A 15708-nucleotide genomic window follows, 5' to 3' on the forward strand; every position below is an offset into this window, starting at 1 on the left:
CCTAGCGGCCCGGTTGGGCCGTGCAGAACTTGCAGAAGATTCCTGGGGGTCGCCCCCAGACCCCTAAGAAGCTTCAGGCCCAACAAGGAGAGCAGGGAACCCAGATGGCGGAGCTCACGATCCGGCCGGAGGAGATCCGGGACGCACTGGAGAACTTTGTCCAGTCGTACCAGCCGGACGCGGCCTCGCGCGAGGAGGTCGGAACGGTCAGCGTTGCCGGCGACGGCATCGCGAAGGTGGAGGGCCTGCCCTCCGCCATGGCGAACGAGCTGCTGAAGTTCGAGGACGGCACCCTCGGTCTCGCCCTCAACCTCGAGGAGCGCGAGATCGGTGCGGTCGTCCTCGGCGAGTTCAGCGGTATCGAGGAGGGCCAGCCGGTGCAGCGCACCGGTGAGGTGCTCTCCGTCGGCGTCGGCGAGGGCTACCTCGGCCGTGTCGTCGACCCGCTCGGCAACCCGATCGACGGTCTCGGCGAGATCGCGACCGAAGGCCGTCGCGCCCTGGAGCTTCAGGCTCCGGGCGTCATGGTCCGCAAGTCGGTGCACGAGCCGATGCAGACCGGCTACAAGGCCATCGACGCCATGGTGCCCGTCGGCCGTGGCCAGCGTCAGCTGATCATCGGTGACCGTCAGACCGGCAAGACCGCTCTGGCCGTCGACACGATCATCAACCAGCGCGACAACTGGCGCTCCGGCGACGTGAACAAGCAGGTCCGCTGCATCTACGTCGCCATCGGCCAGAAGGGCTCGACCATCGCGTCCGTTCGCGGCGCCCTGGAAGACGCCGGTGCGCTCGAGTACACGACGATCGTCGCCGCCCCGGCGTCCGACCCGGCCGGCTTCAAGTACCTGGCGCCGTACACCGGTTCCGCCATCGGCCAGCACTGGATGTACGCCGGCAAGCACGTCCTGATCATCTTCGACGACCTGTCGAAGCAGGCCGACGCCTACCGCGCCGTGTCGCTGCTGCTGCGCCGCCCGCCGGGCCGCGAGGCCTACCCGGGTGACGTCTTCTACCTGCACTCCCGTCTGCTGGAGCGCTGCGCGAAGCTCTCCGACGACATGGGCGCCGGTTCGATGACCGGTCTGCCGATCGTCGAGACCAAGGCGAACGACGTGTCGGCGTTCATCCCGACCAACGTCATCTCCATCACCGACGGCCAGTGCTTCCTGGAGTCCGACCTGTTCAACGCGGGCCAGCGCCCGGCGCTGAACGTCGGTATCTCGGTCTCCCGCGTCGGTGGCTCGGCCCAGCACAAGGCCATGAAGCAGGTTTCCGGCCGTCTGCGCCTGGACCTCGCCCAGTACCGTGAGCTGGAGGCGTTCGCCGCCTTCGGTTCCGACCTGGACGCCGCGTCGAAGGCAGCGCTGGAGCGCGGCAAGCGCCTGGTCGAGCTGCTGAAGCAGGGCCAGTACCAGCCGATGCCCGTCGAGGAGCAGGTCGTCTCCGTCTGGGCCGGTACCACCGGCAAGATGGACGACGTCCCGGTCAACGACATCCGTCGCTTCGAGTCGGAGCTGCTGGAGCACCTGCGCCGTGAGCGCAAGGACCTCCTGACCTCCATCGCGGACGGCGGCAAGATGTCGGACGACACCCTGTCCTCCATCGCGGACGCCATCGCCGGCTTCAAGCGCCAGTTCGAGACCTCGGACGGCAAGCTCCTGGGCGAGGACGCACCGGCCGTCAACGTCTCCAAGTGACGACGGAAGGGACCTGACTCATGGGAGCGCAGCTCCGGGTCTACAAGCGTCGCATCCGTGCCATCACGGCGACCAAGAAGATCACCAAGGCGATGGAGATGATCGCCGCCTCGCGCATCGTCAAGGCGCAGCGCAAGGTGGCGGCGTCGATGCCGTACGCGACCGAGCTCACCCGTGCGGTGACCGCGGTGGCGACCGGTTCGAACACCAAGCACGCCCTGACGACCGAGGTCGAGCAGCCGACCCGTGCCGCGATCGTGCTCATCACGAGCGACCGCGGTCTGGCCGGCGGCTACTCCTCCAATGCCATCAAGCAGGCGGAGCGGCTCACCGAGCGGCTCCGCGGCGAGGGCAAGGAGGTCGACACCTACATCGTCGGCCGTAAGGGTCTGGCCTACTACGGCTTCCGCGAGCGCAAGGTCGCGGATTCGTGGACCGGCTTCACCGACAGCCCGGCCTACGCCGACGCCAAGCGCGTCGCCGGGCCGCTGATCGAAGCCATCCAGACGGAGACGGCCGAAGGTGGCGTCGACGAGCTGCACATCGTCTACACGGAATTCGTGTCGATGATGACGCAGAACCCGGTCGACGGCCGGATGCTGCCGCTCAGCCTCGACGAGGCTGCGGAGGAGAGCGGTACGAAGGGCGAGATCCTTCCGCTGTTCGACTTCGAGCCGTCGGCGGAGGACGTCCTCGACGCCCTTCTGCCGCGCTACGTCGAAAGCCGTATCTACAACGCACTGCTGCAGGCAGCCGCTTCCGAGCACGCCGCCCGCCGCCGCGCGATGAAGGCGGCGACCGATAACGCCGGAGACCTCATCAAGAGCCTCTCCCGGCTTGCCAACGCGGCCCGCCAGGCCGAAATCACCCAGGAAATCAGCGAGATCGTCGGTGGCGCCAGCGCCATGGCCGACGCGACCGCGGGGAGTGACAAGTAATGACGACCTCTGTTGAGACGGCCGCCGCCTCGGGCCGCGTCGCCCGGGTCATCGGCCCGGTCGTCGACGTGGAGTTCCCCGTCGACGCGATGCCCGACATCTACAACGCGCTGAAGGTCCAGGTCGCCGACCCGGCCGAGGACGGCGCGCTGAAGACCCTGACCCTCGAGGTCGCGCAGCACCTGGGTGACGGCCTCGTCCGTACCATCTCGATGCAGCCGACCGACGGCCTGGTCCGCCAGGCCCCGGTGACCGACACGGGCGAGGGCATCACCGTCCCCGTCGGTGACTTCACCAAGGGCAAGGTCTTCAACACCCTGGGTGAGGTGCTGAACTACCCGGAGGAGAACGCCAACGTCACCGAGCGCTGGCCGATCCACCGCAAGGCGCCCCGCTTCGACGAGCTCGAGTCGAAGACCGAGATGTTCGAGACCGGCGTCAAGGTCATCGACCTTCTCACCCCGTACGTCAAGGGTGGAAAGATCGGTCTGTTCGGTGGTGCCGGTGTCGGCAAGACCGTTCTGATCCAGGAAATGATCTACCGCGTCGCCAACAACCACGACGGTGTGTCGGTCTTCGCGGGCGTCGGTGAGCGTACCCGTGAGGGCAACGACCTCATCGAGGAAATGGCCGACTCCGGCGTCATCGACAAGACGGCGCTCGTCTTCGGCCAGATGGACGAGCCCCCGGGCACCCGTCTGCGCGTCGCCCTGGCCGGTCTGACCATGGCGGAGTACTTCCGCGATGTGCAGAAGCAGGACGTGCTCTTCTTCATCGACAACATCTTCCGTTACACCCAGGCCGGTTCGGAGGTGTCGACCCTTCTGGGCCGCATGCCGTCCGCCGTGGGTTACCAGCCGAACCTGGCTGACGAGATGGGTCTGCTGCAGGAGCGCATCACCTCGACCCGCGGTCACTCGATCACCTCGATGCAGGCGATCTACGTCCCCGCGGACGACCTGACCGACCCGGCGCCGGCCACCACCTTCGCCCACCTCGACGCGACGACGGTTCTCTCCCGTCCGATCTCCGAGAAGGGCATCTACCCGGCCGTGGACCCGCTGGACTCGACGTCCCGCATCCTCGACCCGCGGTACATCGCGGCGGACCACTACGCCACGGCGATGCGCGTCAAGGGGATCCTGCAGAAGTACAAGGACCTCCAGGACATCATCGCGATCCTCGGTATCGACGAGCTGGGCGAGGAGGACAAGCTCGTTGTCCACCGTGCCCGTCGTGTCGAGCGCTTCCTGTCGCAGAACACCCACGTCGCCAAGCAGTTCACCGGCGTGGACGGTTCGGACGTTCCGCTCGACGAGTCGATCACCGCGTTCAACGCGATCTGCGATGGTGACTACGACCACTTCCCCGAGCAGGCGTTCTTCCTGTGCGGTGGCATCGAGGACCTGAAGGCCAACGCCAAGGAGCTGGGCGTCTCCTGATCGGGCGCGCTCCTCGCGGGGCGCTTCCGGTTCGAAGGCTCCGCCGGCCCGCCGGCTGGTGTCTCGTAGGAGAGGGGCGGGTGTGTCCCGTCCCTCTCCCCACGCCCATTAGAATTTGACCCAACACCCGGCTGACCCGCCGGGTGGTGACCCGAGGAGCCACCTTGGCTGCTGAGCTGCACGTCGAGCTGGTCGCGGCGGACCGCAATGTCTGGTCCGGCGAGGCCACCCTTGTTGTCGCCCGCACCACGTCCGGCGACATCGGCGTCATGCCCGGTCACCAGCCGCTTCTCGGTGTGCTGGAATCGGGCCCGGTGACCATCCGCACCAGCGAGGGCAACACTGTCGTCGCCGCGGTGCACGGCGGATTCATCTCGTTCGCGGACAACAAGCTGTCCCTGCTGGCCGAGATCGCCGAGCTCGCTGACGAGATTGACGTCCAGCGTGCGGAGCGGGCACTGGAGCGCGCGAAGTCGGAGGCCGATGCGGCCGCCGAGCGTCGCGCCGATGTCCGGCTGCGCGCGGTCACGGGGCACTGAGCCCCGTACCGAACAGGTTTGAGACCTCAGCCGCGGTCCGGTCTGGAATTTTCCAGACCGGGTCGCGGCTGAGGCGATGCAGGTCGTTTTTCGTTTGAGGTATTCGATGAGCGAGGAGGTCGGTGAAGATGCTCCTCGCTCTGCTTGTGAGCGGCCTGGTCGTAGCCCTGGTGGTGATCGGGCTGTTTGTGTTCGGGCTGCGCCGCAGACTGATCCAGCGGTCCGGCGGCACCTTCGACTGCAGTCTGCGCTGGGGGGTCTCCGAGGAACCCGACATCTCCGGCAAGGGCTGGGTGTACGGGGTCGCCCGCTACAGCGGTGACCGCATCGAGTGGTTCCGCGTCTTCTCGTACTCCCCCCGGCCGCGCCGGTTGCTGGAGCGCTCCTCCATCGAGGTGGTCGCCCGCCGCGCCCCCGAGGGTGAGGAGGAGCTGGCGCTGCTGTCCGACGCCGTCGTGCTCGGCTGTCTCCACCGCGGGACCCGCCTGGAGCTGGCGATGAGCGAGGACGCGCTGACCGGCTTCCTGGCCTGGCTCGAGGCGGCGCCGCCCGGGCAGAGGGTGAACGTGGCCTGAGCCTTCGAACGATGCGGAGAAGCCGGGGAGACGGGGGGGCGGACCCCGTCTCCCCGGCTTCGTCGTTCACCGGGCCGGCGGGCGTGGGTTACTGGAGCCCGGTGTGGACCGCGTTGGCGAGCTCGCCGTTCGCCGTGTCCCCGCTGAACTCCCAGTAGAAGGCGCCCCTGAGCCCCTGCTGCTTGGTCCAGCTCATCTTCCCGGCGATGGTGGCGGGGGTGTCGTAGCTCCACCAGTTGCTGCCGCACTTGGCGTAGGCGGTGCCGGCGACGGTGCCGGTGGCCGGGCAGCTGTTCTTGAGCACCTTGTAGTCCTCGATGCCCTGCTCGTACGTGCCGGGGGCGGGCCCGGTCGCGCTGCCGCCGGGGGCGGCCTGCGTGACGCCGGTCCAGCCGCGGCCGTAGAAGCCGATGCCGAGGTTGAGCTTCGAGCCCGCGATGCCCTTGCCCTTGAGCTTGGTGATCGCCGCCTCGGAGTTGAATCCGGCGATCGGGATGCCGGCGTACGAGGTGAGCGGGGAGTGCGGGGCGGTCGGGCCCTTGGCGTCCCACGCGCCGAAGAAGTCGTACGTCATCACGTTGTAGAAGTCGACGTACTGGGAGGCGCCCGCGTAGTCCGCGAGGTCGAGCTTGCCGCCGTTGGAGCCGTCGGCGGAGATCGCGGCGGTCACCAGGTTGCTGCTGCCGAACTTGGTGCGCAGCGCGGACAGGACGTTCTTCAGGGAGGCGGCGCCGCTGGTGTCGCAGGACAGGCCGCAGGCGTTCGGGTACTCCCAGTCGATGTCGATGCCGTCGAAGACGTCCGCCCAGCGCGGGTCCTCGACCAGGCTGTAGCAGGAGTCGGCGAAGGCGGCCGGGTTGGCCGCGGCCTGGCCGAAGCCGCCGGACCAGGTCCAGCCGCCGAAGGACCACAGCACCTTGATGTGGGGGTACTTCGCCTTGAGCTTGCGCAGCTGGTTGAAGTTGCCGCGCAGCGGCTGGTCCCAGTTGTCGGCGACGCCGTCGACGCTCTGGTCGGCGGTGTAGGCCTTGTCGTAGTCGGCGTAGGCGTCACCGATGGTGCACTTGCCGCCCTGGACGTTGCCGAACGCGTAGTTGATGTGGGTGATCTTCGCGGCGGAGCCGGAGGTGTCCAGGTTCTTCACGTGGTAGTTGCGCCCGTAGACGCCCCACTCGGTGAAGTATCCGAGCTTCACCTTGCCGCCCGGGTCCGGGGGAGTGGTGCCGCCGCCGGTCGTGGTGACCGAGACGGAGCCGGAGGCCGGGCCCGTCTGGTCGGCCGTGTCGCGGGCGATGACGCTGTAGGTGTACGTCGTGCCCTTGGTCAGGCCGGAGTCGGAGTAGCTCGTACCGGTGACGGTCGCGATCTTGGTGCCGCCGCGGTAGACGTCGTAGTTCTTGACGCCCTTGTCGTCGGTGGCCGCGGCCCAGCCGATGGTCAGCGCGGTGTCGGTGACCCCGCTCGCGGTGGGGGTGCCGGGGGCCGACGGCGGGCTGTCGGTGGGGGTCGAGCCGCCGTCGCAGGAGCCGCCGTTGACCTTGCAGCCGCTGGGGGCGCCGGAGCCGGCGCCGTTGAAGCCGAAGCTGATGGTGGCACCGGGGGCGAGGGTGCCGTTCCAGCCGACGTTCTTGCCGGTCCAGTGGGTTCCGGAGCTGGTGACGGTGGCGTCCCAGGCGGAGGTGACCGTCGTGCCGGAGGGGTAGTCCCACTCCACGGTCCAGCTGGTGAGGGTGGTGGTGCCGGTGTTCTTCACCGTCCACTTGGCCTCGAAGCCGGTGCCCCAGTCGGAGACCTTGGTGTAGGTGGCCGTCGCGGAGGCGGCGGCCTGCGCGGGGCCGGCCAGGGCCACGAGTCCGGCGATGGGCAGGGCGAAGGCGGCCACGCTCGCGGCGAGCCTTCGCAGCAGTCGCTTGCGGGGTGGGGGTGCCGTGCCTGTTGCGCGTGCTGTGCTCAAGGGTGCTCCTCCGTAGGTCCGTCCCGGTCGTGGGGCCGACCGGGACTGGGGATGGGACCTGCGCCGCCCGTGAGCACGCTTGTCATGGCACGCTCACCACAGTTGCCGCGAGCGTAGAAAGGTCTGGACCAACCGTCAAGAGGTCCAGACCTTCGCTCCGGTGTGCCTCTAGAGGCCCAACTCCTGGGCCAGCACGGCCGCCTGAACCCGGCTGCGCAGCTCCAGCTTGCCCAGCAGCCTGCTGACGTGCGTCTTCACCGTCGCCTCCGCCATCTCCAGCCGCAGCGCGATCTCCGCGTTCGACAGCCCCTCGCCCAGACAGCCGAGCACTTCCCGCTCCCGCCGCGTCAGCGAGGCCAGCGCCGCGGCCGTCTCCGGCGCCACCGGGGCCTTCACGGGCTGCGGAGCCGCGAACTCGGCGATCAGCCGCCGGGTCACCGCCGGGGCGATCAGGCCCTCCCCGCGCGCGACCGTCCGTACGGCCTCGATCAGCTCGGCGGCGTCCGCGTTCTTCAGCAGGAAGCCCGCGGCCCCCGCGCGCAGCGCGCCGAACACGTACTCGTCCAGGTCGAAGGTGGTCAGGACGAGGACGTCCGCCAGCCCTTCCGCGACCACCTGGCGGGTCGCCGACACCCCGTCCAACCGCGGCATCTGGACGTCCATGAGGACCAGGTCCGGCCGCAGCTCCCGGGCCAGGCGCACGGCCTCCTCCCCGTCCGCCGCCTCGCCCACGACCTCGACGTCGCCCGCGCTGCGCAGGATCAGCACCAGCCCCGCCCGTACCGCGCTCTGGTCCTCGGCCACCACCACCCGGATGCTCATCCGGTCACCGCCTTCTCCTCCGCGGGCAGCTCCGCCCGCACCAGCCACACCGATCCCGTACGGCCCGCCGAGAACTCCCCGCCCAGCAGCTCCGTCCGCTCCCGCATGCCGATCAGCCCGGCCCCCGAGCCCGGGGCGCGGGGGCCCGGCCGCTCCCCGTAGGGGGACTCCACCCGTACGGTCAGCCGCCCGTCCGCGCGCGTCACGCGGACCCGGACCGTGCCCGGCACGGAGTGCTTGAGGGTGTTCGTCAGCGACTCCTGGACGATCCGGTACGCGGCCAGCTCCACGGGGGCCGGCAGCGGTTCCCCCGGAGGCCGCTCGTCGAACAGTACGAAGTCCAGCCCGCTCGCGGCGCCGTTGGCGCGGGCCTGCGCCAGCAGGGCGTCGAGCCCGTCGAGGGAGGGCGTGGCGACCGCCTCCTGTTCGGCGCCCGCGTCCCGCAGCAGCCCGATCAGCCGGCGCATCTCGGCCAGCCCCTGCACGCTGTTCTCCCGGATCACCCCGAGGGCCTCCCGGCTCGTCTCGGGGGAGTCGATGGAGAGCGCGGCCGTGGAGTGGATGGCGATGGCGGAGAGGTGGTTGGCCACCATGTCGTGCAGCTCGCGGGCCATCCGGGCGCGCTCGGCGACGACGGCCTGGCTGCGGTCCATTTCGGCCAGCAGCGCGGTCTGCTCGGCGCGCAGCCGGGCGGCCTCGGCGGCCTCGCGGTGGTTGCGCAGGGTGGCGCCGGTCAGGGCCGGGCCGAAGCAGACGATGCCGGTGATCACGCCGATCATCAGGGCCTGCGGGGTGCGCAGCCAGGCCACCGAGGCGATGGTGACGGCGATGGTGACCAGGCCGGTGGTGATCGGGAGCCGCCGGGCCATGGCGGGTTTGCCGTAGACGACGGCCGCGTACATCAGGTCGGTGAAGATCAGGACCGTGGCCAGGTTGCCCACGGTGAACTGGTCGGCGATCACCCCCACGGTGCCGACGGCCAGCGTGGTGTTGGGCGCCGTGCGGCGCAGCAGCTCCATCGGGCCGAGCGCGAGGAGCGGGACCAGGGCGGCCCACGCGGGGAGGAAGTGCCGGTTGTTCGTGCTGTAGATGCCGAGCGACCAGAGCGCCAGGCCCGCGAGCACGCTGAACACCGCGAGAAGCACGTCGTCGCGGTGCGGGCGGAAGGTCTTGGCGGGGGTCGCGGGGGCGGTGGTCGGGGTCACGGTTCCATCCAACAGGGTGGGGGCGGGCCGGGCGTCGCCGCCGGGGCGGAGGCCAGGCGGGCCGGCAGTACACCGAAGGATGCAGTCACGGTTCGTCACCGGCGACGACGAAGCGGTGCGGATCGGGCGGGAGGCTGGATCCAGTGGTTGTCGGAAGCCCGCACACGGCAAGAGAAGGGAGAATCCGGTGCTCGTCGCACTGATCATCGCCTGCGAGGTCGGCTTCTGGGTGCTGCTGGCCGGCGGGCTGGCGCTGCGCTACCTCGCGAAGATGCCGCGGCTCGGGGCGGCGGTGCTGCTGTGCGAGCCGCTGCTGGAGCTGGTCCTGCTCGTCGCCACCGCGGTGGACCTCAGGAACGGGGGCGAGCCGAGCTGGACCCACGGCCTGGCCGCGCTCTACATCGGCTACACCGTCGGCTACGGCCACTACACGGTGAAGTGGCTCGACCGGCACGCGGCGTACCGCCTCGCCGGCGGCCCGAAGCCGCCCGGCCCGAAGCACGGCAGGGCGAGGGCGGTCCACGAGTGGAAACTGTGGGCGCGCACGCTGCTCGGCGTGGCCGTCGCGCTCGGGCTGCTGCAGGGCGCGATCTGGTACGTGGGGGACGCGGCCGACACCGGCGCCCTGCAGAGCTGGCAGTACGTCGCCCTGAGGGTGCTCGGCATCCAGGCCGTGATCGCCGCCACGTACACGATCTGGCCGCGCAAGCCCCCGGCGGCTCGGCCGCGCAAGGAGCGGGCCGCGGCCGAGCGGTAGCGCTACCGCTCGCCGCCGGGCACCCACAGGACGTCGCCGATCTCCTTGTTGGCCGTACGGGCCAGGATGAAGAGGAGGTCGGAGAGGCGGTTCAGGTAGGTGGCGGTCAGCGGGTTCATCACCTCGCCGTGCACCTCCAGGGCCGCCCAGGTGGAGCGCTCGGCGCGGCGGACCACGGTGCAGGCCTGGTGCAGCAGGGCGGCGCCGGGGGTGCCGCCGGGGAGGATGAAGCTGCGCAGCTTCTCCAGCCGCTCGTTGAAGGTGTCGCAGTCGGCTTCGAGCTTGTCGACGTAGAACTGCTCGACGCGCAGCGGCGGGTACTCGGGGTTCTCGACGACCGGCGTGCAGAGGTCGGCACCGACGTCGAACAGGTCGTTCTGCACCCGTACCAGGACCTTCACGACATCCGCCGGCAGTGCGCCGAGGGCGATCGCCGTGCCGATGGCCGCGTTGGCCTCGTTGGCGTCGGCGTAGGCGGAGATCCGCAGATCGGTCTTGGCCGTGCGGCTCATGTCGCCGAGAGCGGTCGTGCCCTTGTCGCCGGTGCGGGTGTAGATGCGCGTGAGGTTCACCATGCGGCCAGCGTAGTGAGCCCCACTGGAAAATCGCACGCGGCGGCGGAACGGGCTCCGCCGCGCGCACGCGTACGCCCCCCACCGGCCTGCGCGGAGGCCCTGCGACTGCGGGCGATCGGGGGCCGGTTGGCGGGAGGCGGCGGGTGGGCCGGATCGGTGTGATGTCCGTCAGTTGAGACGTGACGCGTGTTACTTCGCGGTCACACGAACCCTCGCTGGCGCTAGTCTCCGCCGGAGAGGCTTACGAGACTGGGCCGTATGGAAGAACGTGGGGTGTGCAGTGGCTGGGAAGCTCGCCGTCATCGGTGCCGGACTGATGGGTTCCGGAATCGCTCAGGTCTCCGCTCAGGCGGGGTGGGACGTCGTACTGCGTGATGTCACCGACGCCGCGCTGACCCGCGGCACCGACGGCATCAAGGCCTCGTACGACAAGTTCGTCTCCAAGGGCAGGATGACGGCCGAGGACGCCGAGGCCGCGCTCGCCCGCATCAAGACCACCACCGACCTCGACGCGGTCGCCGACGTCGACATCGTCGTCGAGGCCGTCTTCGAGAAGCTCGAGGTCAAGCACGAGATCTTCCGTGCGCTCGACAAGCTCGTACGCGACGACGCGATCCTCGCGTCCAACACCTCCGCCATCCCGATCACCAAGATCGCGGCCGTGACGGAGCGTCCGGAGCGCGTCGTCGGCGCGCACTTCTTCTCGCCCGTCCCGATGATGCAGCTCTGCGAGCTCGTCCGCGGCTACAAGACGAGCGACGAGACCCTCGCCGCCACCCGCGCCTTCGCCGAGTCCGTGGGCAAGACCTGCATCGTCGTCAACCGCGACGTCGCCGGATTCGTGACGACCCGTCTGATCTCCGCGCTGGTCGTCGAAGCGGCGAAGCTGTACGAATCGGGCGTGGCGTCCGCCGAGGACATCGACATCGCCTGCAAGCTGGGATTCGGCCACGCCATGGGGCCGCTCGCCACCGCCGACCTCACCGGCGTCGACATCCTGCTGCACGCCACCGGCAACATCTACACCGAGTCCCAGGACGAGAAGTTCGCGCCGCCGGAGCTGATGCGCCGCATGGTCGACGCCGGCGACATCGGCCGCAAGAGCGGCCAGGGCTTCTACAAGCACTGAAGCGACACTGAGCGCCAGTTCGAATATCCGCACCCGCACGGGTGAATTAGGTATCGGTTCGCTCACGGTCGGCAACCTCGCTGCCCGAACGGCAGTCAGATGCAGTGAGAGTTGCCGACCGCGGACCAGTCGGATCCCTACGTACCCGTACCCAGGACTGCCGGGAGCACATATGCACATCAGGGGCGACCACGCCGAACTCGCTGTCGGGGGCCGCCTCGACGTGCGCAGCGCGGCGGACGCCCGTACGGCCCTCCACACCGCCCTCGACGACGGCCACGGCGACCTCGTGCTGGACCTCACCGGGCTCGACTCCTGGGACGCGACCGGACTCGGCGTGATCATGGGAGCCCACCGGCGGGCCGGCCGGACCGGCCGCCGCCTCGTCCTGCGCGGCGTGCCGCCGCAGATGCAGCGCCTCCTCGTCGCCACCCGGCTCCACCGCATCCTCGCGATCGAGGGCGGGCTGGAAGCGGAATCCCTCCCGAGGGTCTGACGCGGCCACCGTCCACCCTTCCTGCGGAAACGTAACGGTCCGGTGGTGATGGCACCCCTGCGGTTCCGTGCACGACCGGGCACCGTCTAGGGTTCGGGCGGAACCGGACCCGTAGCGACAGCGGAATGTGCGAAGGCCGGACGGTACGACACGACGGCTACGGCGCAGGGCGCGATCGGGGGACGAGGTCATGGACCGCACGCAGGGGCAGCCCGAACCGGTGGAGCAGCCCGCGACGGCACCCGTGCCCGCGACGGCGCCCGCGCCTCCCGCGACGGCCTCCGCGGCACCCGCAGGGGCCGCCGCCGGCCCCGCCGTCGCGCGCGTCGTCACCCTCACCGCCGGGGACTTCACGCTCACCGTGAACCCCGTCGACGGCAGCGAGATCGAGCCGCGCCGCCCCGGCACCGGCGGCAGCGCCCCCGCCAAGCGCACCGCCGCCGACCGCGCCGCCCGAGATTCCGCCGCGCGCCCGCCCGTCCTGCCCGGCCCCGCCGCCCCGGCCCCGCCGCTCCTCGCCCGCGAGGAGGAGCGCGAGCGCCTTGTACGGCTGCTGGGCCGCGGCCGCTCCGTCCGGCTGACCGGGCCCGCCGGCTCCGGCCGCAGCTCCCTGCTGGACGCGGTGGCCGCCGACTGCGCGCGCATGGCGCCCGACGGCGTCGTACGGCTCAGCGGGTACGGGCACCAGCAGCCCGGAGAGCTGCTGCACGCCCTGTACGCCGCCGTGTACGAGGCCTCGCAGGAGCGGCCCGAGCGGACCCAACTCCTCGCCCGCGTACGGGACATCGGCGCCATCGTGCTCCTCGACGACCTGGAGATGGGCGGGGCCGCCCTCGACGAGCTGCTGCGCGCCACCCCCGAGTGCGCCTACCTGCTGGCCGCCACCCCCGACACCCGGGCCCCCTCCGACGACTCGCACCTGGAGGAGGTCTTCCTCGGCGGGCTCGGCCGGGCCGAGTGCGTGGAGCTGCTCGAAGCCGGCACGGGCCGGGTGCTGACCGAGGAGGAGACCGCCTGGGCGGGCGACCTGCGGTTCGCGTCCGAGGGGCTGCCGCTGCGCTTCGTACAGGCGGCGGCGCTGCTGCGCCAGCGCGACGAGCGAAACCTTTCCTCGGCCGGGGACGAGGACGAGGAGCCCGGGGTCTTCGAGGAGCGGCCGCGCGAGGCCGCGGTCATACCGCTGCCGACGCTGGCCGAGGGCGCGGCCCCCGCCGAGCTGCTGGCCTCCCGGGTCAGCGAGTCCGCGCGGGCGGCGCTGCGCATCGCCTGCGCGCTGGGAGGGGAGCTCCCGCACCACGCGCACCTGCCGGCGCTCGTGGGGGACACCCACGCCGACGCGGCGGTCGCGGAACTGCTGGGCTGCGGACTGCTCACCCCGGTCGGCACCCGCTACCGGCTGGCCGCCGGGGTCGCACGGCAGCTGGAGGAGGCCGGGTACGGGGACACCGCGGCGGAGGAGGCCCGTACGGCCGCCCGCCACTACGCCTGGTGGACCGGACACGCCTCGGTGACCCCGGAGCGGGTCGCGGCGGAGGCCGACGCGGTGCTGGCGGCGCTGGCCGGCGCGGACGTGGTGGCCGCCGTGCTGCTGGCCCGGACCGCGGCCCCGGCGTTCGCGGCCTCGCGGCACTGGGAGGCGTGGGAGCGGGTGCTGCGCTCGGGGGCCGAGGCGGCGCGCAAGGCGGGAGAGGTCGCGGAGCAGGCGTACTTCCACCACGAGCTCGGCGTACTCGCTTTGTGCGAGGGGCGGCTGGACCGGGCGCGGGCCGAACTGGAGGCCTCCATAGGCCTGAAGGGCGCGCTCGCCGACAAGCGGGGCACGGTGGCGGGGCGGCGTGCGCTCGCGCTGGTCACCGACCGCGAGAAGGCGGGGGTGGAGGTGTCGCCGCCGCTGCGGCTGGAGCCGCCGGAGGCGGCGGCCGCGGCGTCCGCGGAGGCGGTGACGACGGTGCTGCCGGCGGCCGGACCCGCGGCGGCCGGACGCGCGGCGGCGAGGCCTGCGCCGGCCCGCCCCGCGACGGGCTCGCCCGCGGCGGCCGCGCCCGCGGTGGCGCCCGTGGTGCCGGTGATCGGACGCTCGGAGGCCCCGACGACCCTCACCGAAGTCTTCGAGGAGGCCTTCCCCCTCAACCCGAAGCCGGCGCCGCCGGTGGTGCCCGCGCCCGCACCGGCGCCGCGTACGCAGCCGCGCCGCAAGCCGGTGCTGCTGGCGGCGGCGGGGGCGCTGACGGTCGTGGCGCTGGGCACGGTGATGGCCCTGGCGATGGGCGGCTCGGACGATCCGCAGAGCCCGGCGGGCGGGGGCGGCCCGGCGGTGTCGTCCACGCCGACGCCCGGGGCGGCGGTCCCGGGCGTGCCGGGCACGAGCGGGAACGATCCTGCAACGGACCCGGGAACCGCGGCCCCCGAAGCCTCGGATCCGGGCTCCCCGGAATCGGCCCTCACTCCGGACCCGAACCAGCCGCCGCGGCCGCCGTCGCGCAAGCCGGTCACGCCGCCGCCCTCGCAGAAGCCGTCGTCGAACGGGCCGAAGCCCCCGTCGCCGGACCCGGACCCGACGCCGCCGACGACCGAGCCCACGCCGCCGCCGTCGACCCCGGCCCCGACGCCCACCGCGACGGCCACACCGGCCAGCCCGTCGGCGACCGCGTGACCGCGTGACCGCGTGACCTGCCGAGCGCCGGCCCTCCCGGGCCCGGCGCTCGGCCGAGCCGTCAGAACAGGCGGAGCTTGTCGTCCTCGATGCCGCGCAGGGCGTTGTAGTCCAGGACCACGCAGTCCATGCCGCGGTCCGTGGCCAGAACGCGGGCCTGGGGCTTGATCTCCTGGGCCGCGAAAACGCCGCGCACCGGCGCCAGGTGCGGGTCCCGGTTCAGGAGTTCCAGGTAGCGGGTCAGCTGCTCGACGCCGTCGATCTCGCCGCGCCGCTTGATCTCCACGGCCACCGTCGCGCCGGAGGCGTCCCGGCACAGGATGTCCACCGGGCCGATCGCCGTCATGTACTCGCGCCGGATCAGCGTGTAGCCGTCGCCCAGCGTTTCGATGCGGTCCGCCAGGAGCTCCTGGAGGTGTGCCTCCACGCCGTCCTTGATCAGACCCGGGTCGATGCCCAGCTCGTGGGAGGAGTCGTGGAGGACTTCCTCCATGGTGATGATGAGCTTCTCGCCCGCCTTGTTGACGACGGTCCAGACGCCGGCATCGTCCCCGGTCCCCTCCTTGAGGGTGCAGGGGGGCGACATCCAGTTGAGCGGTTTGTACGCCCGGTCGTCCGCGTGGATCGAGACACTGCCGTCGGCCTTCACGAGGATCAGACGGGGTGCCGAGGGCAGATGGGCGGTGAGCCGGCCCGCGTAGTCGACGGAGCAGCGGGCAATGACGAGACGCATGGTCGGCAACGCTACTCGACGGAAAGGCCTCCACGCGATTCGCCCCCGAAAGCCCCGTTCGCGGATGGCGCGTTGTATGCGCATTCTCCTGGTGCGCCACCCACGGGGCGCCTACCGTGGTGAGCGGGAGGTGGCGGAGCGTGCACTCTGCGTCGCGGCCTCCTTCCCTGCCCGTAAGACTCCGGCAACC

The 15708-nt window shown here is 71.2% G+C and carries 14 protein-coding genes; 9 read left to right on the top strand and 5 right to left on the bottom strand.

The features are described 5' to 3' along the window. Positions 1-104: 104 nt before the first annotated feature. The 5 genes from atpA to ACFYZS_RS02375 all read left to right on the top strand — a co-directional run bounded on the left by atpA (position 105) and on the right by ACFYZS_RS02375 (position 5194). Positions 105-1700 carry a F0F1 ATP synthase subunit alpha gene (atpA, locus tag ACFYZS_RS02355; protein WP_132756803.1) on the top strand — a complete coding sequence of 532 codons (1596 nt, stop codon included), beginning with the start codon at positions 105-107 and terminating at the stop codon, positions 1698-1700. A gap of 20 nt (positions 1701-1720) precedes the next feature. Beyond that, positions 1721-2638 carry a F0F1 ATP synthase subunit gamma gene (locus tag ACFYZS_RS02360; RefSeq protein WP_389005905.1) on the top strand — a complete coding sequence of 306 codons (918 nt, stop codon included), beginning with the start codon at positions 1721-1723 and terminating at the stop codon, positions 2636-2638. Then, entirely contained in the window at positions 2638-4080 is a 1443-nt protein-coding gene (gene atpD / locus ACFYZS_RS02365) for a F0F1 ATP synthase subunit beta (protein WP_030857157.1), read from the top strand. Before ACFYZS_RS02360 ends, atpD begins: the two co-directional genes overlap by 1 nt. Positions 4081-4244: 164 nt before the next feature. Then, entirely contained in the window at positions 4245-4619 is a 375-nt protein-coding gene (locus ACFYZS_RS02370) for a F0F1 ATP synthase subunit epsilon (RefSeq protein WP_008738187.1), read from the top strand. Positions 4620-4747: 128 nt separating this feature from the next. Beyond that, a complete protein-coding gene (locus ACFYZS_RS02375; RefSeq protein ID WP_030153784.1) occupies positions 4748-5194 on the top strand; it encodes a DUF2550 domain-containing protein in 447 nt (148 codons plus the stop codon). Between the two features lie 88 nt (positions 5195-5282). Here the strand turns inward: ACFYZS_RS02375 and ACFYZS_RS02380 are convergent, their stop codons facing one another. The 3 genes from ACFYZS_RS02380 to ACFYZS_RS02390 form a co-directional block, all read right to left on the bottom strand. Then, on the bottom strand, positions 5283-7148 hold the full coding sequence (locus ACFYZS_RS02380; protein WP_389005908.1) for a glycosyl hydrolase family 18 protein: 1866 nt from the start codon (positions 7146-7148) through the stop codon (positions 5283-5285). Positions 7149-7316: 168 nt separating this feature from the next. Further along, positions 7317-7970: a response regulator gene (locus ACFYZS_RS02385; RefSeq protein WP_389005910.1), complete on the bottom strand. Its 654-nt coding sequence runs from the start codon at positions 7968-7970 to the stop codon at positions 7317-7319. Further along, on the bottom strand, positions 7967-9175 hold the full coding sequence (locus ACFYZS_RS02390; protein ID WP_389005912.1) for a sensor histidine kinase: 1209 nt from the start codon (positions 9173-9175) through the stop codon (positions 7967-7969). Before ACFYZS_RS02390 ends, ACFYZS_RS02385 begins: the two co-directional genes overlap by 4 nt. Positions 9176-9362: 187 nt before the next feature. Here ACFYZS_RS02390 and ACFYZS_RS02395 point away from each other — a divergent pair, with 187 nt between their 5' ends. Beyond that, on the top strand, positions 9363-9932 hold the full coding sequence (locus ACFYZS_RS02395; RefSeq protein ID WP_389005914.1) for a hypothetical protein: 570 nt from the start codon (positions 9363-9365) through the stop codon (positions 9930-9932). A gap of 2 nt (positions 9933-9934) precedes the next feature. On the opposite strand, the gene ACFYZS_RS02400 is transcribed toward ACFYZS_RS02395, so the two are convergent. Beyond that, the gene (locus tag ACFYZS_RS02400; RefSeq protein ID WP_389005916.1) at positions 9935-10507 is read right to left on the bottom strand and encodes a cob(I)yrinic acid a,c-diamide adenosyltransferase; all 573 of its coding nucleotides are present in this window, start codon (positions 10505-10507) and stop codon (positions 9935-9937) included. Between the two features lie 280 nt (positions 10508-10787). On the opposite strand from ACFYZS_RS02400, the gene ACFYZS_RS02405 reads away from it, so the two are divergent. The 3 genes from ACFYZS_RS02405 (at position 10788) to ACFYZS_RS02415 (ending at position 14785) form a co-directional block, all read left to right on the top strand. After that, on the top strand, positions 10788-11636 hold the full coding sequence (locus ACFYZS_RS02405) for a 3-hydroxyacyl-CoA dehydrogenase family protein (RefSeq protein WP_389005918.1): 849 nt from the start codon (positions 10788-10790) through the stop codon (positions 11634-11636). A 172-nt stretch (positions 11637-11808) separates the two neighbouring features. Next, the gene (locus ACFYZS_RS02410) at positions 11809-12132 is read left to right on the top strand and encodes an STAS domain-containing protein (protein WP_030153791.1); all 324 of its coding nucleotides are present in this window, start codon (positions 11809-11811) and stop codon (positions 12130-12132) included. Positions 12133-12322: 190 nt separating this feature from the next. After that, positions 12323-14785: an ATP-binding protein gene (locus ACFYZS_RS02415; protein WP_389005920.1), complete on the top strand. Its 2463-nt coding sequence runs from the start codon at positions 12323-12325 to the stop codon at positions 14783-14785. A gap of 61 nt (positions 14786-14846) precedes the next feature. Here ACFYZS_RS02415 and nucS read toward each other — a convergent pair whose 3' ends face one another. Beyond that, on the bottom strand, positions 14847-15518 hold the full coding sequence (nucS, locus tag ACFYZS_RS02420) for an endonuclease NucS (RefSeq protein WP_389005922.1): 672 nt from the start codon (positions 15516-15518) through the stop codon (positions 14847-14849). Positions 15519-15708 lie beyond the last annotated feature (190 nt).

Source organism: Streptomyces sp. NPDC001903 (genome assembly GCF_042891345.1).
Taxonomy (GTDB): domain Bacteria; phylum Actinomycetota; class Actinomycetes; order Streptomycetales; family Streptomycetaceae; genus Streptomyces.

What these genes read in the sequence shown, in the direction of transcription:
- atpA (WP_132756803.1), top strand. Translation starts at nt 105, where the DNA reads ATGGCGGAGCTCACGATCCGGCCGGAGGAGATCCGGGACGCACTGGAG.
- ACFYZS_RS02360 (WP_389005905.1), top strand. Translation starts at nt 1,721, where the DNA reads ATGGGAGCGCAGCTCCGGGTCTACAAGCGTCGCATCCGTGCCATCACG.
- atpD (WP_030857157.1), top strand. Translation starts at nt 2,638, where the DNA reads ATGACGACCTCTGTTGAGACGGCCGCCGCCTCGGGCCGCGTCGCCCGG.
- ACFYZS_RS02375 (WP_030153784.1), top strand. Translation starts at nt 4,748, where the DNA reads ATGCTCCTCGCTCTGCTTGTGAGCGGCCTGGTCGTAGCCCTGGTGGTG.
- ACFYZS_RS02385 (WP_389005910.1), bottom strand. Translation starts at nt 7,970, where the DNA reads ATGAGCATCCGGGTGGTGGTGGCCGAGGACCAGAGCGCGGTACGGGCG.
- ACFYZS_RS02400 (WP_389005916.1), bottom strand. Translation starts at nt 10,507, where the DNA reads ATGGTGAACCTCACGCGCATCTACACCCGCACCGGCGACAAGGGCACG.
- ACFYZS_RS02410 (WP_030153791.1), top strand. Translation starts at nt 11,809, where the DNA reads ATGCACATCAGGGGCGACCACGCCGAACTCGCTGTCGGGGGCCGCCTC.
- ACFYZS_RS02415 (WP_389005920.1), top strand. Translation starts at nt 12,323, where the DNA reads ATGGACCGCACGCAGGGGCAGCCCGAACCGGTGGAGCAGCCCGCGACG.
- nucS (WP_389005922.1), bottom strand. Translation starts at nt 15,518, where the DNA reads ATGCGTCTCGTCATTGCCCGCTGCTCCGTCGACTACGCGGGCCGGCTC.